At 61.6% G+C, this 21,158-nt stretch carries 17 protein-coding genes; 10 read left to right on the plus strand and 7 right to left on the minus strand.

Features of this window, described 5'->3' with window-relative positions; translation table 11 throughout:
- Positions 1 to 16: 16 nt before the first annotated feature.
- Genes ACR0J5_RS11855 through ACR0J5_RS11870 form a run of 4 tightly spaced genes read right to left on the minus strand, consistent with a single transcriptional unit; the run spans position 17 to position 3,506 of the window.
- Positions 17 to 1,159: a saccharopine dehydrogenase family protein gene (locus ACR0J5_RS11855; RefSeq protein ID WP_480653552.1), complete on the minus strand. Its 1,143-nt coding sequence runs from the start codon at positions 1,157 to 1,159 to the stop codon at positions 17 to 19.
- Between the two features lie 3 nt (positions 1,160 to 1,162).
- On the minus strand, positions 1,163 to 2,215 hold the full coding sequence (locus ACR0J5_RS11860) for a saccharopine dehydrogenase (RefSeq protein ID WP_480653554.1): 1,053 nt from the start codon (positions 2,213 to 2,215) through the stop codon (positions 1,163 to 1,165).
- Between the two features lie 14 nt (positions 2,216 to 2,229).
- A complete protein-coding gene (locus ACR0J5_RS11865; protein ID WP_480653556.1) occupies positions 2,230 to 2,844 on the minus strand; it encodes a glutathione S-transferase family protein in 615 nt (204 codons plus the stop codon).
- 11 nt (positions 2,845 to 2,855) lie between these two features.
- Positions 2,856 to 3,506, minus strand: coding sequence for a histidine phosphatase family protein (locus ACR0J5_RS11870; protein WP_480653558.1), 651 nt, complete (start codon positions 3,504 to 3,506; stop codon positions 2,856 to 2,858).
- 349 nt (positions 3,507 to 3,855) lie between these two features.
- On the opposite strand from ACR0J5_RS11870, the gene gcvT reads away from it, so the two are divergent.
- From gcvT to ACR0J5_RS11900, 6 genes are all read left to right on the plus strand, one after another.
- Positions 3,856 to 4,950: a glycine cleavage system aminomethyltransferase GcvT gene (gene gcvT / locus ACR0J5_RS11875; RefSeq protein ID WP_480653560.1), complete on the plus strand. Its 1,095-nt coding sequence runs from the start codon at positions 3,856 to 3,858 to the stop codon at positions 4,948 to 4,950.
- 18 nt (positions 4,951 to 4,968) lie between these two features.
- Entirely contained in the window at positions 4,969 to 5,334 is a 366-nt protein-coding gene (gcvH, locus tag ACR0J5_RS11880; RefSeq protein WP_480653562.1) for a glycine cleavage system protein GcvH, read from the plus strand.
- 145 nt (positions 5,335 to 5,479) lie between these two features.
- Positions 5,480 to 8,335: an aminomethyl-transferring glycine dehydrogenase gene (gene gcvP / locus ACR0J5_RS11885; protein ID WP_480653564.1), complete on the plus strand. Its 2,856-nt coding sequence runs from the start codon at positions 5,480 to 5,482 to the stop codon at positions 8,333 to 8,335.
- Between the two features lie 198 nt (positions 8,336 to 8,533).
- The gene (locus ACR0J5_RS11890) at positions 8,534 to 9,688 is read left to right on the plus strand and encodes a phosphoserine transaminase (RefSeq protein ID WP_480653565.1); all 1,155 of its coding nucleotides are present in this window, start codon (positions 8,534 to 8,536) and stop codon (positions 9,686 to 9,688) included.
- A 72-nt stretch (positions 9,689 to 9,760) separates the two neighbouring features.
- Complete coding sequence (gene serA, locus ACR0J5_RS11895; protein WP_480653567.1) at positions 9,761 to 11,356, plus strand: phosphoglycerate dehydrogenase; 1,596 nt, start codon at positions 9,761 to 9,763, stop codon at positions 11,354 to 11,356.
- Positions 11,357 to 11,476: 120 nt separating this feature from the next.
- Positions 11,477 to 12,202 carry a metallophosphoesterase family protein gene (locus ACR0J5_RS11900; RefSeq protein WP_480653569.1) on the plus strand — a complete coding sequence of 242 codons (726 nt, stop codon included), beginning with the start codon at positions 11,477 to 11,479 and terminating at the stop codon, positions 12,200 to 12,202.
- Here the strand turns inward: ACR0J5_RS11900 and ACR0J5_RS11905 are convergent.
- The 3 genes from ACR0J5_RS11905 to ACR0J5_RS11915 all read right to left on the minus strand — a co-directional run bounded on the left by ACR0J5_RS11905 (position 12,195) and on the right by ACR0J5_RS11915 (position 15,856).
- Entirely contained in the window at positions 12,195 to 13,706 is a 1,512-nt protein-coding gene (locus ACR0J5_RS11905; RefSeq protein WP_480653571.1) for a malonate--CoA ligase, read from the minus strand. The genes ACR0J5_RS11900 and ACR0J5_RS11905 overlap by 8 nt on opposite strands.
- A gap of 80 nt (positions 13,707 to 13,786) precedes the next feature.
- On the minus strand, positions 13,787 to 14,491 hold the full coding sequence (locus tag ACR0J5_RS11910) for a UTRA domain-containing protein (protein WP_480653573.1): 705 nt from the start codon (positions 14,489 to 14,491) through the stop codon (positions 13,787 to 13,789).
- Positions 14,492 to 14,500: 9 nt separating this feature from the next.
- A complete protein-coding gene (locus ACR0J5_RS11915) occupies positions 14,501 to 15,856 on the minus strand; it encodes a formimidoylglutamate deiminase (RefSeq protein WP_480653575.1) in 1,356 nt (451 codons plus the stop codon).
- Positions 15,857 to 15,937: 81 nt separating this feature from the next.
- Here ACR0J5_RS11915 and hutI point away from each other — a divergent pair, with 81 nt between their 5' ends.
- Genes hutI through hutU form a run of 4 tightly spaced genes read left to right on the plus strand, consistent with a single transcriptional unit; the run spans position 15,938 to position 21,154 of the window.
- A complete protein-coding gene (hutI, locus tag ACR0J5_RS11920) occupies positions 15,938 to 17,146 on the plus strand; it encodes an imidazolonepropionase (RefSeq protein ID WP_480653577.1) in 1,209 nt (402 codons plus the stop codon).
- Positions 17,143 to 18,678 (plus strand): histidine ammonia-lyase, encoded by a 1,536-nt coding sequence (hutH, locus tag ACR0J5_RS11925; protein ID WP_480653579.1) that lies wholly within the window; start codon positions 17,143 to 17,145, stop codon positions 18,676 to 18,678. The genes hutI and hutH overlap by 4 nt, the downstream gene beginning before the upstream one ends.
- Positions 18,678 to 19,475 (plus strand): N-formylglutamate deformylase, encoded by a 798-nt coding sequence (hutG, locus tag ACR0J5_RS11930; protein ID WP_480653581.1) that lies wholly within the window; start codon positions 18,678 to 18,680, stop codon positions 19,473 to 19,475. The genes hutH and hutG overlap by 1 nt, the downstream gene beginning before the upstream one ends.
- A complete protein-coding gene (gene hutU, locus ACR0J5_RS11935) occupies positions 19,472 to 21,154 on the plus strand; it encodes a urocanate hydratase (RefSeq protein WP_480653583.1) in 1,683 nt (560 codons plus the stop codon). Before hutG ends, hutU begins: the two co-directional genes overlap by 4 nt.
- Positions 21,155 to 21,158: the final 4 nt, after the last annotated feature.

A 21,158-nucleotide genomic window follows, 5' to 3' on the forward strand; every position in this document is an offset into this window, starting at 1 on the left:
GAATGGCTTTTGTTGTTTAGTTCAGGTGGTCGACGACCTGTAGGTGTTGGGCCAGCGTGTCGATCTCGGCCATCCAGTCCTGCACCAGTTTCGGATCGCTGGGGGCGGCGTGGACACCGGCGGCGATGGCACGGTTCAGGACTGCCTCGACCGCCAGCGACACGGGGATCGACACCAGACGGGCCATCGCCGTGCCGCGCGCGTCGCCCCAGGCATCCATGACATAGGTCTTGTTCCAGACCGGGATGCCGTCTTTTTCAGCCTTCAGGCCCACGCACAGAACCACGCGGTCGGGTTCGCCTTCGTCATAGGCGTTCTCGGCCCAGAACTGATCCGACATCTCTTTCAGACGCGCATCGCCCTCGGGGCCCGAGAGGGTTTCGATCTCGGTGAACACATCCGACCACGCATCGGCCCAGCCGTTCAGGCGCAGGGTGCCGCGGACGAATTCCTTGACGGTCCAGTGATCCTCGAACTGGTATTCGGCCATGAAAGGCAGCGAGTCGCGGTTGGGATAGACTTCAAAGCTTTCCGGTGTCGGCAGCGGCGCGATATAGCTGCTGATCGCGTCCCAGGGGCGGGCGACGTCCAGCGGGGCGTAGTCGCGGATCGACTTGGACGGGGACCGCAGCGCCTTGAGCACGCCCAGAGGCGACCAGCTGAACTTGTACCGGAACGGGTTGGGGGTCTTGGGGATACCACCGCAATAAGAGATAAAGCTCAGGTGGTTTTGCGCATCGAACGCGTCCGAGGCGCGGTAGTCCGCGACCAGAGCGTGCGCCATCAGGTGGTCGATGCCCGGGTCCAGTCCGACCTCATTGACCAGCGCCACACCGGCCTCGCGCGCTTTGTCGTCCAGTACGCGCATTTCGGGGGCGATGTATGAGGACGAGACAAAGTTGGCCTCTTTCGAGATCGCCAGTTCCGCCAGCGGCACATGCCAGTCGCCGGGCAGCATGGACACGATCACGTCGCCCTTTTTCAGCACAGCGCCAAGCGCGTCGATGTCAAAGGCGCGGATGTCGTCGGTCAGGTCTCCGACCACGGCCTTGGCTTTTTCGATGGTCCGGTTCCAGACGGTAACCTTGTGCCCGCCGTCGATCAGGCGGCGCAGGCCGGGGATGGCCGACAGGCCGGTGCCACACCAGTGAATCGTCATCTCTCAGAGTCCTTCAATATGGGTTTTGTAAGTTGCTTCTGCCCGACCCCAGACGCCGCTGTCCAGATCGGTCAGCGTCAGCAATGAGGGCAGCAGCTGCGCGGCATAGTCCTGCGAGCTTTCGACAGGCAGCATTGAGGGCAGGTTGTCAATGGCCATCACATCCATCACCGGATCATCGGCCACGCGCAGGGCGGGGGCGTCCCAAGTTGTGGCGCGGTCATAGACCGGGACCGGGTTGTAATCGCTGTCCGGGTCGCAGGCCACGTCACCGATCGCGGTCAGTTTGCGCGGTGCGGTCAGCGCCTCGCGCGGGACAAAGACCGGCGTACCGGGGCGCGCAAAGATGCAGTTCAGGAACAGGTCGTGATCAAGGATTTCGGGGAAGGGTCCGCCGCTGGCGGTCTCGGCCATATCCCAATTCGTCACGGCAACGCCCATCGCCTCGCACAGATCCGCGGCGCCCGTGCCCACGCGGCCCAAGGCGCCGATGACGATGGCGGTGGGGCGGGTGCCGGTGGCGTCCAACTGTGCCAGCAATTCGGCGTTCAAGGCGTCCTTGCCGGGATATACACCGACCGGGGGGCACTTCTGCCCCTGTTGCTGGGCAACCCATGTCTTCAGCGTGACGGCAGCGCCCGCATACCCGGCCCAATAGCCAAAGGCGGCCACGCGGCGGCCGTCTTCATCTACCAGATATTCCAGATCATAAAGCGTGCCGCCGCCCGCCTTAAACCGTTCCAACAACGCATGGCCCGAGTGCTGGCCCTTGTAGGCATGGCCAAACATGATGTGGCGGTGGGGCAGGGGCGTGCCGTCTTCGGGCAGCTCTTTCAGGCCAAAGATGATCGCATCCATTGCGGCCTCGGGCCATGAATTCTCGGCCGCGATCTCACACCCGGCCTCTTTGTAGCCATCCAGCGGGATGGCGCGGACCGAACTTTCCTCGACCGTTACGCGGATGCCTGCGGCGATGAGGGCGGCGGCGCCATCGGGGGTCAGTCCAACCCGTTCCTCGTTCGGGCGCTGTTCTGCCCGGACCCAGAGATGTGTCATTTTCGTTCCTTTTGTCAGAGCATTCCGGCGGCACGCACCGCCTGAACTGAAGGTCTCGCCTCCATCGCCTCGCGGAAGGCGATAATCTTGGGAAAGGCCCGGACATCAACCCCGTCCCCTTCCAGCCAGCTGCACACCACATAGAGATAGGCGTCGGCCAGCGAGAACGCCTCGCCCAGCACATACGGACCGCGCAGCCCGTTCGAGCAGATATAGTCGCAAGAGGCAGTCATGGTCTGCGCGACCTTGTCCTTCATGTCTTTCCAGCTGGATTTCTTGTCGGCCCAGCGGTGCCCGCGCATCTTGTGCGCGTGGTTCACATGCATGGTTGAGGCAAGGTAATACATCACCTCACGCATCCGCGCCGCCATGACCGGATTTTCCGGGATCAATCCGGCCTGCAGTGCAATGGTGGCAATGTAGTCCAGCAACGCGCCGGTCTCGGTCAGGATCCCGCCATCCACCACCAAGGCGGGCACGCGGCCTTTGGGGTTGATCTGCCGATAGGCTGGCTTGGTCTGCTCTCCGCCGGCAAAGTCCAGCTGGATCGCCTCATAGCCCAGACCGGCTTCCTCCAGCGCGATGGCCACGGCGACCGAGATCGTACGGGGGGCATAGTAAAGCTGCATCCGGGGGCTCCTTACAGGTGGGTCTGTGCGTATTGGCGGTCTGGCGCTTCCAGATGCGGAACGGCGTTGAACAGGACCGGGCTAAGCTGTGCGCCAATCGGGTGCAGACGATGCATTGACGTGTTCATGATGGCAAGCGCCACCCGCGCCATCGCCGGAATCTCCAGCCCCATTGCCTGACGCACCACCATCGAGATCAGCGCCCCCGAGGTCACGACAATCGCCGGGCCGCCCTCGGTTCCGATCTCGCGCAGGGCGTCGCTGACGCGGGTTTCGAACGCGTCAAACGTTTCCGGTGCGCCCGCGATCTCTCCGTTGGCCCAGGCTGTGAAGGTCCGCGGCAGGTGATCGACGAACCCCTCACGGTCGGTCGGGATCGCGATGCCGTGCTGCTGTTCATAGAGCTGCGCGATGGTGAAATATTCGATCTCATTCAGGCGCGGGTCGCGTATGGGATCGGGCAATCCCATGCTGGCTGCGGTTTCCACATGCCGCCGCAGGGTGCCGCAATAGACACGCGGATAATGCGCGCGCGTATCCTGCAGATGGCGCCCAAGCCAGCGCGCCTGCTGATGGCCCAGATCGCTGAGCTTGTCATAGCTTTCCTCGTCACGCGCGGCGGTGTTGGCCTGACCGTGACGCACCAGTGTGATATGTGACATGGCGCTCCCTCTTGGGGCGAAGTCTTAGGGCAGGTTGCAGGCCGGGGCCAGAGGCGTTCAGCGTCCAATTGTCAAAAATCCTTGGCGGTAAAAGCGGTGGCTTTACGCTCAACAGGAAGGTCTTAGAAAAATTGAGGTTGCGCAACGGAAAAAAGTTTCCTATTGGAAACATGAGAGCGGCATGCGGGTGTATACCACTAAGGCGACCCCGCCCTGCCTGCCATGACACAGGTCAAATTCGCAAGCCTGTTGACTTACGCAAAAGTCATGAGAGGCTGTGTTAAACCGTTTCTGTGCAGGGCAGGCTTTTGCGGCGCTCTGTGGCAACGGCTTAGGAAAGAACAGACCCATGACCGAGACGAAGCGCACACCCCTGTACGACCTGCATGTCGAACTTGGCGGTAAGATGGTTGATTTCGCGGGATGGGAGATGCCCGTTCAGTACCCTTTGGGGATCATGGGGGAACATAAGCAGTGCCGCGAAAAGGCCGCTTTGTTCGATGTCAGCCATATGGGTCAGGCGATCCTGCGCGGCGAGAATGTAGGCGAAAAGCTGGAATCGCTTTGCCCGCAGGCTTTTGCGACGTTGAAAGAGGGCAAGGCGCGGTACGGGTTCTTTACCAATGCGGACGGCGGGATCATGGATGATCTGATCGTGTCGAATGCGGGCGATCATTATTTCGTGGTGGTGAACGCAGCGCTGCGCCATCAGGACATTCCGCATATGCAGGCCCATCTGGATGGCGTCGAGGTGACCGAAATCTTCGACCGCGCGCTGGTTGCAGTGCAGGGACCGAAGGCTGAGGACGTGGTGGGCGACCTGTGCCCGGCGGCCCGCGATCTGACTTTCATGGAAACCACCGTGGCCGAGATCATGGGCGTCGAATGCCGCATCTCGCGCCTTGGTTACACAGGTGAAGACGGGTACGAGATTTCGATCCCCGAGGATAAGGCCATAGAGATCACCCGCGCCTTTCTTGATCATGACGATTGCGAACCGGCGGGTCTGGGCGCGCGCGACAGCCTGCGGCTGGAGGCGGGGCTTTGCCTATATGGCAATGACATCGACCAGAGCACCTCGCCGATTGAAGCGTCTCTGAGCTGGGCGATTCAGAAACGCCGCAAGGAAGAGGGTGGTTTTCCCGGCGCGGACCGTATCCAGAGGGAACTCGCCGAAGGCCCCGTGCGCAAGCTGGTGGGCATCAAGCCCGAGGGCCGCGCGCCTGCCCGTCAAGGCGTGGAAATCCAATGCGCCGAGGGCAATACCATCGGTGAAATCACCTCGGGCGGGTTTGGTCCGACGGTCGGCGGACCGGTTGCGATGGGCTATGTCGCGGCGGGACACACGGAACCGGGCGAGACCGTCAATCTGATCATCCGGGGCAAGCCGCAACCGGCGCAGATCGTGGCGCTGCCCTTCGTCACACAAAACTACAAGCGTTGAAGTCAGGAGAAAAACCCAATGGCAACCTATTATTCCGAAGAGCACGAGTGGATCGATGTTGACGGCGACACCGCCACTCTGGGCATCACCAAACACGCGGCGGAACAATTGGGCGATGTGGTCTTCGTTGAACAGCAAGAGGTTGGCGAAGAATTCGCCAAGGATGGCGAGATCGGCGTTATCGAATCCGTCAAGGCGGCCTCGGAACTCTATGCCCCCGTCGATGGTGAGATCACCGAAGTGAACGAAGCACTGGCCGACAATCCCGGCGCGCTGAATGAAGACCCCGAAGGTGAGGCATGGATCTACAAGATCAAGATCACCGACGCGTCTCAGCTGGAAGATCTGATGGATGAGGCCGGCTACAAGACCTTCATCGGTTAACTCTCACATTGGGGCCTTTTCATTGGGGCTCCGCCCGTTCGGGCCTGAAACTGTCCCCCGGACAGTTTCCAAGACGGCCCTCACTCCCCGCCGGAGGCATCTGTTACAGCGGCCCAGGCGGGACATTCCTTGAGGAGCGCAACACATGGCCTTCAAACTGACCGACTACGAAGCCTATGACTTCGCCAACCGCCGCCATATTGGTCCCAGCCCGACCGAGATGCGCGATATGCTCAAGGTGATCGGTTTCAAGACGCTGGACGCGCTGATCGACGCCACCGTTCCGCCGGCGATCCGCCAGAAGGACCCGCTGGACTGGGGTCCCGCGATGACCGAGCGTGATGCTCTCTTCCACATGAAAGAAGTGGCGAGCAAGAACACCGTTCTGACCTCGCTGATCGGTCAGGGCTATTACGGCACCACAACGCCCGCGCCGATCCTGCGCAACATTCTGGAAAACCCGGCTTGGTACACCGCTTATACGCCCTATCAGCCCGAGATCAGCCAAGGCCGACTTGAAGCTCTCCTGAACTTCCAGACAATGGTAAGCGATCTGACCGGTCTGGATGTGGCGAACGCGTCCTTGCTGGACGAAGCCACCGCCGCGGCCGAAGCCATGGCGATGGCCAAGCGCGGCGGCCGGTCCAAGGCCAACAACGCGGCGTTCTTTGTCGACCGCAACTGCCACCCGCAAACCATCGCGGTGATCAAAACCCGGGCTGAGCCTCTGGGCATCGACGTGCAGGTGGGTGTCCCCGATCAACTGGATGCAGGCGCGGTCTTTGGCGCGATCTTCCAGTATCCCGGCACCCATGGTCATGTACGCGACTTCACCGCCGAGATCGCAGCGCTGCACGAACACAAAGCCATCGCCATCGTCGCTGCCGACATCCTGTCGCTGGCGCTGCTGAAGTCACCGGGTGAGATGGGCGCGGATATTGCCATCGGCTCGACCCAACGGTTTGGCGTTCCGATGGGCTATGGCGGGCCGCACGCGGCCTATATGGCAACCACCGACAAGCTGAAACGCGCCATGCCGGGCCGGATCATCGGCGTCAGCATCGACAGCCGCGGCAACAAGGCTTATCGCCTCGCCCTGCAGACCCGCGAGCAGCACATTCGCCGCGAAAAGGCGAACTCGAACGTCTGCACCGCACAGGCGCTGCTGGCCGTCATCGCCTCGATGTATGCCGTGTACCACGGTCCCGATGGCATCAAGGCTATCGCGCAATCGGTGCACCGCAAGACATCACGCCTGGCCGCTGGTCTGGAAGAGGCGGGCTTCTCGGTCGAACCCGAAGTGTTCTTTGACACCATCACGGTCGAAGTCGGCCATTTGCAGAAAACGGTCATGGAGGCCGCCGTCGCCCGGGGCGTCAACCTGCGCAAGGTCGGTGACACGAAAGTGGGCATCAGCCTCGATGAGCAGACCCGCGCTGAAACCATCGAGGCGGTCTGGGGCGCCTTTGGCATCGACCGCAAGGACGACAGCTCAAACGTGGCTTACCGCCTGCCGGATTACGCCCTGCGCGAGACGCCTTATCTGACCCACCCGATCTTCCACAAGAACCGGGCCGAGGCCGAGATGACCCGCTATATGCGCCGTCTGGCCGACCGCGATCTGGCGCTGGACCGGGCGATGATCCCGCTGGGATCCTGCACCATGAAGCTGAACGCCACGATCGAGATGATCCCGGTCACCTGGCCCGAGTTCGGCAATCTGCACCCGTTCTGCCCCGAAGATCAGGCGCAGGGCTATCATGAGATGATCGCCGACCTGAACGACAAGCTGTGCCAGATCACCGGCTATGACGCGATCTCCCAGCAGCCCAACTCGGGCGCGCAGGGCGAGTATGCGGGGCTTCTGACCATCCGCAACTATCACTTCGCGCGTGGCGAAGGGCACCGCAATGTTTGCCTGATCCCGACCTCGGCGCACGGAACCAACCCGGCCTCGGCGCAGATGGTGGGCTGGCAGGTGGTGCCGGTGCAATCGGATGAGAACGGCAATATCGACCTGAATGACTTCCGCGCCAAGGCCGAGAAGCATTCCGATCATCTGGCCGGGTGCATGATTACCTACCCCTCGACCCATGGTGTGTTCGAGACCACCGTGCAGGAGGTCTGCCAGATCACCCATGATCACGGCGGTCAGGTCTATATCGACGGGGCCAACATGAACGCCATGGTTGGCCTGTCGCGCCCCGGTGACATTGGCGGCGATGTCAGCCACCTGAACCTGCACAAGACCTTCTGCATCCCCCATGGCGGTGGTGGCCCCGGCATGGGCCCCATCGGCGTCAAGGCGCATCTGGAGGAACATCTGCCCGGCCACCCGGAATACGGCACCGCCGTGGGACCGGTCTCGGCGGCGCCCTTCGGCTCGCCGTCGATCCTGCCGGTTAGCTGGGCCTATGTGCTGCTGATGGGCGGTGCGGGTTTGACGCAGGCGACCAAGGTGGCAATCCTGAACGCCAACTATATCGCGGCCCGTCTGCAGGATGCCTATCCGATCCTCTATACCTCTGAGTCTGGCCGGGTGGCGCATGAATGTATCCTTGATACCCGCCCGCTGGATGCCGAGGCGCATGTGACCGTGGATGACGTGGCCAAGCGTCTGGTCGATTCAGGCTTCCACGCGCCGACAATGAGCTGGCCCGTGGCAGGCACCCTGATGGTGGAACCGACGGAATCGGAACCCAAGGACGAGTTGGACCGCTTCTGCGACGCCATGCTGTCCATCCGGGCCGAGGCGCAGGACATTATCGACGGCAAGATCGACGCGGAAAACAACCCGCTGAAGAACGCCCCTCATACGGTGCGTGATCTGGTCGGTGACTGGGATCGCCCCTATAGCCGCGAGCAGGCTTGCTTCCCTCCGGGGTCGATGGGGGTCGACAAATACTGGTCGCCGGTGAACCGCGTCGACAATGCATACGGCGACCGGAACCTTGTCTGCACATGCCCGCCGATGTCGGACTATGAGGAAGCCGCTGAATAAAGACGCAACAAACCCCGCCCCTAAACCGGCGGGGTTTTTCGCCAATCGGAAACCTGTGTTCCGATCTGTAACCTGTTTCCGTGTCGTTTTCCGCGCGACTTGGGTCTTTTTTGCTTGCTGCGCCTGTAATCGCCCCATACCCCTGTAGGTGGGACACCCCTCCCCAACGAGGGGCGTGTATCTGGAAGGGTAATACAGATGACAAAAGAACAACCGGTCACGCGGCCGGCGAATCCGCGTTTTTCCTCGGGCCCTTGTGCCAAACCCCCTACATTTGATCTGTCTAAACTGGCCGATGCTGCGCTGGGCCGCTCGCACCGTGCCGCTGTCGGTAAGGATAAGCTGAAGGCAGCCATCGAAGGCACGCGTGAGGTTCTGGGCATTCCGGCAGATTACAAGATCGGCATCGTTCCCGCCTCGGATACCGGCGCGGTTGAGATGGCGCTGTGGTCGCTGCTGGGCGAACGCAAGGTCGAGATGCTGGCATGGGAGAGCTTCGGTGCGGGCTGGGTCACGGACGTGGTCAAGCAGTTGAAGATCAATGCCGAGGTGAAAACGGCAGAGTATGGGCAGATCGTTGATCTGGCCTCGGTCGATTTCGCCAACGACGTAGTGTTTACGTGGAACGGCACCACCTCGGGCGTGCGGGTTCCCAACGGTGACTGGATCGCGGATGACCGTCAGGGTCTGACCATCTGTGACGCGACCTCGGCCGCGTTTGCGATGGACCTGCCGTGGGACAAGCTGGATGTGACCACGTTCAGCTGGCAAAAAGTGCTGGGTGGTGAGGCCGCGCATGGCATGCTGATCCTCAGCCCCCGTGCGGTGGAGCGGCTGGAAAGCTACACCCCTGCATGGCCGCTGCCCAAGATTTTCCGCCTGACCAAAGGTGGAAAACTGATCGAGGGTATCTTTACCGGGGCCACGATCAACACGCCTTCGATGCTGGCGGTTGAGGATTATCTGTTCGCACTGGACTGGGCGCGCTCGGTCGGTGGGCTGCAGGGCTTGATTGCCCGCGCGGATGCCAATGCCGGGGCGGTGCACGCGTTTTGCGACCAGAACGACTGGATCGCCAATTTGGCCAACGACGTGGCGACGCAATCGAACACGTCCGTTTGCCTGAAGTTTACCGACCCGCGCATTCAGGATGGTGCGACATTCGCCAAGGCCGTGGCCAAACGGCTTGAGGCTGAGAATATCGCGCTGGACATTGGGGCCTATCGCGACGCTCCTGCGGGTTTGCGCATCTGGTGTGGCGGCACGGTCGAGACCTCGGACATTCAGGCCATGCTGCCCTGGTTGGCCTGGGCCTTTGAGGCCGAGATCGCTGCGCAATCGGCAGCCGCCTGACAAGATTTTTCGACGAAAAATCTGGGCCCGCCTGTGGCCCGGACATCTCCCTATAGTTCAAGGACCAGAGATATGGCCCCCAAAGTACTCGTATCTGACAAGCTCAGCGAAACCGCCGTGCAGATTTTCCGCGATCGCGGCATTGATGTGGATTTCATGCCCGATCTGGGCAAGGACAAAGACAAACTGGTCGAGGTGATCGGCCAGTATGACGGCCTCGCCATCCGCTCGGCCACAAAGGTCACGCCGACCCTGTTGGAGAAAGCCGACAATCTGAAAGTGATCGGTCGCGCCGGGATCGGCACCGACAATGTCGACAAGGAAGCGGCCTCGAAGAAAGGTGTGATCGTGATGAACACGCCTTTTGGCAACATGATCACCACCGCCGAACACGCCATCGCGATGATGTTCGCCGTGGCGCGGCAAATCCCCGAGGCCAGCACCTCGACCCATGCGGGTAAGTGGGAAAAGTCCAAGTTCATGGGGATCGAACTGACCAACAAGACGCTGGGTGTGATCGGTGCTGGCAACATTGGCGGCATTGTTTGCGAGCGTGCGCTGGGGCTGAAGATGAAGGTCGTCGCATATGACCCTTATCTGAGCGAAGAGAAAGCCGACAAGATGGGTGTTGAAAAGGTTGAGCTGGATGAACTCTTGTCTCGCGCCGATTTCATCACCCTGCACGTGCCGTTGACGGACCAGACCCGCAACATCCTGAGCCGCGAAAACCTGGCCAAGACCAAACCCGGTGTGCGCATCGTCAACTGTGCCCGTGGCGGTCTGGTTGACGAAGAGGCGCTGGCCGAGATGCTGCAATCCGGTCACGTCGCCGGCGCGGCCTTTGACGTGTTCAGCGAGGAACCGGCCAAAGAAAACGCCCTGTTCAACCTGCCCAACGTAGTCTGCACCCCTCACCTTGGGGCGGCCACGACTGAGGCGCAGGAAAACGTGGCGCTGCAGGTGGCCGAGCAGATCTCGAATTATCTGCTGACCGGGGCGGTGGAAAACGCGCTGAACATGCCCAGCGTGACGGCGGAAGAGGCCAAGGTCATGGGCCCCTGGATCAAGCTGGCCGGTCATCTTGGCAGCTTTATCGGCCAGATGACGGATGAACCGATCAAGGCGATCAACATCCTCTATGATGGTGTTGCGGCCGAGATGAACCTGGCGGCGCTGAATTGTTCGGTCGTCGCGGGGATCATGAAAAAGTTCAACCCCGAGGTGAACATGGTCTCGGCCCCGGTTGTCGCGAAAGAGCGCGGCATCCAGATCTCGACCACCAATCAGGACAAAACCGGCGTCTTTGACGGCTATATCAAGGTCACAGTTGTCACCACCAAGCGTGAGCGGTCAATCGCGGGCACCGTGTTCAGCGACGGCAAGCCGCGCTTTATCCAGATCAAAGGCATTACAATCGATGCCGAGGTGGGCGCGCATATGCTCTATACCACCAACGAAGATGTGCCGGGCATCATCGGTGCGCTGGGTCAGACGATGGGCGAGAACGACGTGAACATCGCCAACTTTACCCTTGGCCGGTCCGGGGCCGGGGGCGAGGCCATTGCGCTGCTATATGTCGACGAGCCGGTCCCGGCCGAGGCACGGGCCAAGCTGGCCGAGACGGGTTTGTTCACCCAGATCAAGCCGCTGGAATTTGACGTCGCCTGACCTGCGGTGTTGGAATTCTGAGACTCTTCTTACCCGCGTCCCCCAGGGCGCGGGTATTTGCTTTTCTACCCCCGTCATTCGCGGCACAAACGGGGCAATCGTTTCGCCCAAGGATTTCTCATGACCTCCCCCATCTATGCCATTGGTGACATCCACGGCCAGCTGAGCATGCTGGAGAACGCCCTGCGCCTGATCGAACAGGATGGAGGGTCGGACGCGCGGGTTGTGTTTCTGGGCGACTATGTGGATCGCGGACCAGACAGCCGGGGTGTTCTGGACCTGTTGGTCGAAGGTCAACGCGCCGGGCGCAACTGGGTGATGGTCAAGGGCAACCACGACCGGATGATGGCCCGGTTCGTGCAGGACTGCGAGATTGCCGATAGCCATCTGCCCGTTACGCTCAGCTGGCTGCATCCGCGTTTGGGCGGGCGCGAGACACTGGCCTCATACTGGGTGGATGTCACTGACAATGATCGTATTGTCAACGTTCATCAACGCGCGGTTGATGCTGTTCCGCCGCAGCATCTGGATTTCCTCAACGCGCTGCCGAACTACCACCAAGAGGGCGAATTGCTGTTTGTTCACGCGGGTATCCGACCGGGCCTTCCGCTGGAACAACAATCCGAGAATGACCTGATCTGGATTCGCAACGAGTTTCTGATCGAAGCCGCCCCGCATCCGTGGCTGGTTGTCCATGGTCACACGCCCGTCGATCAGGCCGAGCATTGCGGCAATCGCGTCAATCTGGACACAGGTGCAGGGTATGGCCACCCGTTGGCCACGGCTGTTTTCGTAGGGCGTAAGAGCTGGCTTTTGACCCCGACCGGACGCGTGCCGCTCAGGTAAAGAGCTCGGAGAAACGCTCGCGCAGGGCGTTTTTCTGCACCTTGCCCATGGTGTTGCGGGGCAGTTCGTTCACAACGATCAGCTTTCGGGGATGTTTGAACCGGGCCAGTGCGTTTTGCACATTGGCCAGAATGGCCCCGGGGTCCGGGGTCTGCCCCGGTGAGGGCACCAGAATGCCCACGGGGGTTTCGCCGAAATCCGGGTGCGGCACGCCGATCACCGCGCTTTCCAGCACGCCGGGCTGGTCATCCAGCAGCAGTTCGATTTCTTTGGGATAGATGTTGTAGCCGCCCGAAATGATCAGATCCTTGCCGCGCCCGACGATATGGACATAACCGTCCGCATCCACCCGCCCCAGATCACCGGTGATGAAGAACCCGTCCGGGCGCAGCTCGGCGGCTGTCTTCTCGGGCATTTGCCAATAGCCTTTGAACACGTTCGGGCCGCGCACCTCGATCATGCCGATCTCGCCCTGCGGCAGCACATCGCCGGTTTCGGGATCGGTCACTTTCAATTCAACGTCCGGCAAGGGGAAGCCGACTGTGCCCGCGCGGCGTTCACCCTCGTAGGGGTTCGAGGTGTTCATGTTGGTTTCGGTCATCCCATAGCGTTCAAGGATGCGGTGGCCGGTGCGGGATTCAAACCGCTCATGGGTTTCTGCCAGCAAAGGGGCCGAGCCCGAGATGAACAGCCGCATATGCCGCGCGAGATTGCCGGTAAAGCGCGCATCCCCCAGCAAGCGGGTGTAAAAGGTTGGGACCCCCATCATCGAGGTCGCCTGCGGCATCAGGCGCAGCATGTCATCAAGATCGAACTTCGGCAGAAAGATCATCGACCCGCCCGCGGCCAACACCACGTTGGTCGCCACGAACAGCCCGTGCGTGTGGAAAATCGGCAGGGCGTGCAGCAGCGCGTCATCGGCTGTGAACCGCCATTCCCGCACCAGCGTTTCCGCATTCGACAAAAGGTTGGCCTGCGTCAGCATCGCGCCTTTGGACCGACCGGTGGTGCCCGAGGTGTACAGGAACGCAGCCAGATCATCCTCAGTGCGGCGCACGGGTTCGAACGCGGGAAGCATGCCCAAAGACCGCCGCATCAGACTGCCTGACCCATCGGCGTTCAGTGTCTCTAACCTTGCGTTTTGCGCGGCAGCGATCGGGGTCAGCCCCTTGGCCTTGGTGTCATCGCAGACGACCAGCTTGGCGCCGCTGTTTTCGATGAAATACTGCAACTCGGCTGTCGTGTAGCCGGTGTTCAATGGCAAAAAGATCAGCCCGGTCTGCGCGCAGGCCGCGTACAATGCCAGCGCCTGAGGGGATTTTTCCACCTGAACGGCCACCCGTTCGCCCGGTTCCAATTCATACCCGGTTAAGGCATTGGCGATCTGTGCGGCCATATCCAGAAACGCGGCATGGGTCAGGGTCTGACCATCCGGCAGATGCAGGAACGGGGTATCCTTGCCCGCATGAATGCCAAACAGCCGGTCATAAAGCGGGTTGCCCATATCGTCCTTCCTTTACGCCTGTTTCAAAGCCGAATCTGGATCGGATCAACCTGTTGGTAAAGCGGAAATCGGGGGCAGGTCTAGAATTGCGTCGTCATCCGGTAGCCTGCCGCGAAATACATCTTGGCAAAGGTCACAGGCTGGCCTTGCAGCCAGGTGATCCGCTCGCCGGTGAAGACAGGTTCACCCTCTGGCACGTCCAGAAACCCGGCGACCGTGGCATCGGCGCGGCTGGCCAGAAAGCTCAGCTCGACATTGGTGAAGGGTACGGTCTGGATCAGCCATTCATTGGGGCCGATTGCCGTGAAATCCGCCTGTTCCACCTGCGGGACCGAGGCGGTGACGATCCAGCGATCCTCATACTGAAACGGGGTGTTGCCGTTGAAATGCATGCAGCGCACATGCACCACGCTCTGCCCCGGTTGCAGCGCCAGACGGGCGCTTAGCCATTCGGGCGCAGTTTCGGTGCCCGATGACACCAGCGCATAGCGATAGGTGCCGCCAAGCGCCTCAACCTCATCGCGGACCATGGGGATGGTGAACCGCGCCTGCCGCTGAGGCGCGCTGAGCACGCGGGTTCCGGCCTTGCGGCGGCGTTCCAGATAGCCCTCCTCGGCCAGTTCGCGCATCGCCCGGTTGACCGTCGTGCGGGTGCACGAGAACTCGACCGCAAGCTCCTGTTCGTTGGGTAGCAGCGTGTCGGGCTGCCATTCGCCCGACCGGATACGCTCCAGAACGGTGTGCTTGATGTCTTTGTAGCTGGTGGTCTCGGTGGATTGGGGCATGGTGTAGCTCTAGACCGAGGCCAGCAGCTCTGCAATTGCAGACCGATAGGCAGGGATGATCCGGTCACGCGCGACATGGCGACCCTGTTTGACCACATGCCGCCCGGCCGACCACAAATCAGTGACCAGCCCGTCGGGCGCTGCAAAGCACAGCCCGTCCAGCAGTTGGTCATCTCGCAAGGCGCAAAGGGACGGGTGGGTCCGGTCAAATGCCACCAGATCGGCCAGTTTCCCCTCGGCGATCTCACCGGCATCGCGACCCAACGCCTGCGCGCCGCCCTGTGCTGCGCCGGTATACAGGGCGTGGCCGACGGACCCCTCGCCATTGACCAGAACCGCGCGCTGCTGGTCGCGCAGGCGCTGGGAATATTCCAGCATGCGCAGCTCTTCGGGCAGCGAAATTCTGACATTAGAGTCTGACCCAACGCCGAACCGCCCCCCGTCGGCGATGTACTGCGCGCCGTTGAAGATGCCATCGCCCAGATTGGCCTCGGTGATTGTGCAAAGTCCCGCAACGGCGCCTGATTGGGCCACAGCGCGGGTTTCTGCGTCGGTCATGTGGGTCGCGTGGATCAGACACCATCGCTGGTCCACCGGCGCATTGTTCAGCAGCCATTCGACTGGGCGTTGACCGAGTGCCTGCTGCACGTCGGCGATTTCCTTCACCTGTTCCGCAATGTGGATATGGACCGGCCCGTCAGGCGTGGCGTCCAGAGCCTCGGTCAGGTCCGCAGGAGAGGTGGCCCGCAGGGAATGTGGCGCAATACCTAGATTAGAGTCTGTTTCCGGCAAGTTGGCACGACATTCATCGACCAGTTTAAGAAACCGATCCACATCATTGCCAAAACGCAGCTGGCCGCCCGCCAACCCCTCCTGTCCGACACCGCCATAGGTGTAGAGGACCGGCAGGTGCGTCAGGCCAATCCCCGTCTCCTGCGCGGCGGCAAAGATGTGCTGGCTGAGTTCCGACAGCTGCGCATAGGGCGCGCCACCGGGTTGGTGATGGACATAGTGAAACTCACCGACCGAGGCATATCCGGCCTCCTGCATCTCCATGAACACCAGCGCGGCGATGGCCTGTATCTGCTCGGGCGTCAGGCGGTCGAGAAAGCGGTACATCAGGTCGCGCCATGTCCAAAAGCTCTCGCGCCCGGCGGCGCGGGTTTCGGTCATCCCCGCCATCGCGCGCTGAAAGGCGTGGCTATGCAGGTTCCCAAGGGCCGGCAACAGGACGTCAACACGCAGGTCATCGGGCAAAGCGCCGACACCTGTTTCAAGATCACGGATACGTCCCTGATCGATCCGCAGCCGAACATCCTGAGCCCAGTCAGAGCCTATCAAGGCGGTTTTGGCGTGAATCAACATACCACTTCCAATTTGTGTAGACTTTATACTTTTACACATATACGAAAAAATCAAACAAGAGGGGAGCGGAAAAGAATCGCCATGACCCAAAGAAAGGTCCTGACCAGCGCTGCGATGGCCACGATGCGGCAAGGCGGTACGCCTTATGGCCTCTGCCCGGATGCGGCGATTGCCATTGACGGAACCGACATTGCTTGGTCGGGCGCGCGGTGCGACTTGCCTGCCGATTATACCGATTGGCCTATGACCGATTTCGGCGCGCGTCTGATCACGCCAGCCCTGATCGATGCCCATACGCATGTGGTCTTTGGCGGCAATCGCGCGGCCGAGTTTGAGATGCGCCTGAACGGGGCCTCATACGAAGACATCGCGCGGGCAGGCGGGGGTATTCTATCCACGGTCAATGCAACGCGGTCCGCGACCGAAGATGAGCTGCTGAGTGACGCGCTGACCCGGGTTGATGCACTGTTGGCCGAAGGGGTCAGCACGATTGAGGTCAAATCCGGCTATGGTCTGGACACCGAGACCGAGCTGAAGATGCTGCGCGTGGCCCGCCGGATTGCCCGGATACGCCCGGTGCACATAAAGACCAGCTTCCTGGGGGCCCATGCGGTGCCGCCCGAATTCTCGGGCAAGGCGGACGATTACATCCGGGATGTCTGTATCCCGACCTTGCGGCAGGCCGATGCTGAGGGGTTGGTGGATGCGGTGGACGGGTTCTGTGAGGGTATCGCCTTTACTCCCCCCCAGATCGCTCAAGTTTTCGATGTGGCGCAGGAGTTGGGCCTGCCCGTCAAACTGCATGCCGAGCAATTGTCCAACCTGGGCGGTGCGCGACTGGCGGCGTCTTACGGGGCGCTGTCCGCCGATCACATCGAGTATCTGGATGCCGATGGCGTATCGGCCATGGCCGAGGCCGGAACATCCGCTGTTTTGCTGCCGGGCGCCTTCTATACGCTACGCGAAACGCAGGTGCCACCAGTTGACCTGTTGCGCCAACACAATGTGCCTTTGGTGCTGGCCACGGATTGCAACCCCGGCTCGTCCCCGCTGACCTCGCTGTTGCTGACGATGAACATGGGCTGCACCCTGTTCCGCCTGACGCCCGAAGAGGCCCTGGCCGGTGTCACACGCAACGCGGCCCTTGCGCTGGGGCTTGGCGATACAGGCTCTATTACGAAGGGAAAGCGGGCTGATCTGGCTGTCTGGGACGTGGACCACCCTGCCGAACTGTCCTATCGCGTTGGCTTCAACCCCCTGCACAAACGTATCTTCGGAGGTGCAGTATGACGTCTCTGTCTTTACAACCCGGCCATGTGTCACTGGGTCAATTGGCGAGGGTCTATTGGGACCAGACGCCGGTGACTTTGGACCCGTCCTGCAAGCCTGCGGTTGAGGCTGCGGCGCAGCGTATCCAGACCGCCGCGCAGGGGGATGCGCCGGTCTATGGCGTCAATACGGGCTTTGGCAAACTGGCCAGTCACAAGATCGCGCCCGCTGATACCTCGACCCTGCAGCGCAACCTGATCCTCAGCCATTGTTGCGGGGTCGGCCCGGCGGTGCCCCGACGGGTGACGCGTTTGATGATGACGCTCAAGCTGCTGTCCTTTGGGCGCGGTGCGTCCGGCGTGCGGTGGGAACTGATCGAACTGCTGCAGCAGATGCTGGCCAAAGGGGTCACGCCAGTGATCCCGGCGCAGGGATCGGTCGGCGCGTCGGGTGATCTGGCGCCGCTGGCCCATATGACCGCCGTTGTGATCGGGGCAGGTGAGGCCGAGGTAAACGGACAGACCCTGCCGGGCGAACAGGCGTTGAAATCAACCGGTTTAGAGCCTATTCAGCTAGGCCCGAAAGAGGGTCTGGCCTTCATCAACGGCACGCAGTTTTCAACCGCCTTTGCCTTGGCGGGACTGTTTGAATCGTGGCGTGCAGCGCAGAACGCGCTGGTGATCTCGGCCTTGTCCACGGATGCGATTATGGGGTCCACGGCCCCGTTGCAGCCCGAAATTCACACCCTGCGCGGCCATCGCGGCCAGACCGAGGCCGCCAGTGCCATGCGGGCAACCCTGGCCGGGTCCGAGATACGTGAAAGCCATCGCGACGGGGATACTCGGGTGCAGGACCCGTATTGCATCCGCTGTCAGCCTCAGGTCACCGGGGCGGCGATGGATGTGATGCGCCAAGCGGCGATGACGCTTGAGATCGAGGCCAACGCCGCCACCGACAATCCCTTGGTCTTGACCGAAGCCGGGGCCATCGTATCGGGCGGAAATTTCCATGCCGAGCCAGTGGGCTTTGCCGCCGACATGATCGCGCTGGCCCTGTCCGAGATCGGTGCGATTGCCCAACGGCGCATCGCGCTGATGGTGGATCCCGCGCTCAGCTTTGATCTGCCGCCCTTCCTGACCCCTGATCCGGGTCTGAATTCGGGCCTGATGATCGCCGAAGTCACCGCCGCCGCGCTGATGAGCGAGAACAAGCATCTGGCCAACCCTTGCGTGACGGACAGCACGCCCACGTCGGCCAACCAAGAGGATCACGTCTCGATGGCCGCCCACGGGGCGCGGCGTCTGAGCCGGATGGTCGAGAATCTGAGTTATATTCTGGGGGTCGAACTGCTTTGTGCCGCGCAGGGGGTGGAATTCCGAGCGCCTTTGACCACAAGCGGCCCGTTGCAGCAGGTTATCGCCCGGCTGCGGGCCGACATTCCCGCACTGAACGAAGATCGCTATCTGGCGCCTGAGTTGGAAATTGCGAAAACACTGGTATCGGACGGGGCCGTTCTGGCCGCTGTTGGCACACCTCTGCCGGAGCTGATGTGATGCAGGTGGTCAGCGTCGCGCGCGGCGATAGCCCGATCGTGCTGGGCCAGCCCCACGGCGGTACTTTTGTGCCAGATGGTATTGCGGCCCGGCTGAACTGGGCGGGGCGGGCGCTGGCGGATACGGATTGGCACATAAACAGGCTCTATCATGGGCTTTTGGGCTGTGTGACGGTGGTGCAATCCCACATCCATCGCTATGTCATCGATGCCAACCGCGATCCCAACGGGGTCTCGCTCTATCCCGGGCAGAACACCACGACGCTGGTGCCGTCGACCGATTTTGACGGGCAGCCGATCTGGCAGGACGGGCAGGAACCCTCAGATGATGAGGTCGCGCAGCGCAGACTGGCCTATCACGCCCCCTATCACGCGGCCCTGTCCGAAGAGTTGCAGCGCGTCCGTGACCGTCACGGCGTGGCGATTCTGTTCGATTGCCACTCGATCCGCAGCCACATTCCGTTTCTGTTTGAAGGCACTTTGCCTGACCTGAATATCGGCACGGATGGAGGCGTGACTTGTGCGCCAAAAATCGAGTCTATTACAGGAGATTTGGCAGCCTCATCCCCCTATAGCACCGTTCTGAACGGTCGATTCCGGGGCGGCTGGACAACGCGCCACTATGGCCGTCCAGCCGACGGGGTGCACGCCATTCAGATGGAACTGGCGCAATCCACCTATTTGTCCTCGGAGGCCGCGCCCTGGGGCTATGACGCCGCCAAGGCCAACCAACTACGCCCCTGGCTGCGCGATATTCTGATTGCCATCCAAGACACTGCATTGGAGCTGACAGCATGACCGATCCTCGCAAGAACACCCGTGACGTCTATCCGCCCACCGGCACCGAGCTGAACGCCAAAAGCTGGCTGACCGAGGCCCCTTTGCGGATGCTGATGAACAACCTGCACCCCGATGTGGCCGAGAACCCGCATGAGCTGGTGGTCTATGGCGGGATCGGGCGTGCCGCGCGCACGTGGAAGGATTTTGACACGATCGTGGCCGGTTTGAAGGATCTGGAAGAGGATGAGACCCTGATCGTCCAGTCCGGCAAGCCCGTTGCCATCATCCGCACCCACAAGGATGCGCCGCGTGTGCTGATCGCGAATTCGAACCTCGTGCCGCATTGGGCGACCTGGGATCACTTCAACGAGCTCGATAAGAAAGGTCTGATGATGTACGGCCAGATGACCGCTGGCTCTTGGATTTACATCGGCACGCAGGGCATCGTGCAGGGCACCTATGAGACCTTTGCCGAGGCCGGGCGTCAGCATTATGGCGGAGATCTGACGGGCAAGTGGATTCTGACTGGCGGTCTGGGTGGCATGGGCGGTGCGCAGCCGCTGGCGGCGGTGTTTGCCGGGGCCAGCTGTCTGGCGGTTGAATGCAACCCCGACAGCATCGATTTCCGTCTGCGCACCAAATATCTGGATGAAAAGGCCGAGACGCTGGACGAAGCGTTGGAGATGATCGACCGCTGGACCAGGGCGGGCGAGGCGAAATCGGTGGGTTTGCTGGGGAACGCGGCAGAGGTGTTCCCCGAGATTTACCGCCGCATGGCGGCAGGTGGCATGCGCCCGGATATTGTCACCGATCAGACCAGCGCCCATGATCCGATCAACGGCTATCTTCCGCTGGGCTGGTCGATGGCCGACTGGCGCGAAAAGCGCGAAACAGACCCTAAAGCGGTGGAGAAAGCTGCGCGCGCCTCGATGAAACAGCATGTCGCAGCGATGGTCGATTTCTGGAATGCGGGCGTTCCGACGCTGGATTACGGCAACAACATCCGTCAGGTGGCGCAGGATGAGGGGTTGGAAAGCGCCTTTGCCTTCCCCGGTTTCGTGCCTGCCTATATCCGTCCGCTCTTCTGTAAGGGGATCGGCCCGTTCCGCTGGTGTGCTTTGTCCGGCGACCCCGAGGACATTTACAAAACAGACGCCAAGATGAAGGAGCTGTTCCCCGAGAACGAGCACCTGCACCGCTGGCTGGACATGGCGCAGGACCGCATTGCATTTCAGGGCCTGCCAGCGCGGATTTGCTGGATCGGGCTGGGCGACCGTCACCGCGCCGGGCTGGCCTTTAACGAGATGGTTGCAAATGGCGAGCTGAAAGCGCCGGTTGTGATTGGGCGGGACCATCTGGACAGCGGCTCGGTCGCCAGCCCAAACCGCGAGACCGAGGCGATGCTGGATGGCTCGGACGCGGTCAGCGACTGGCCTCTGCTGAATGCGCTGATCAACACGGCCAGCGGGGCGACCTGGGTGTCGCTGCATCACGGTGGTGGTGTCGGCATGGGGTTCAGCCAGCACGCGGGCGTGGTGATCTGCGCCGATGGCACCGAGGACGCCGCGCGGCGGTTGGAGCGGGTGTTGTGGAACGATCCGGCCTCGGGCGTATGGCGGCATGCGGATGCGGGGTACGAGGTCGCCAAGGATTGCGCCCGCGCGCATGGGTTACGCCTGCCGGGCATTCTTGGCTAAGTGT

Source organism: Ruegeria sp. BE1, assembly GCF_056538885.1.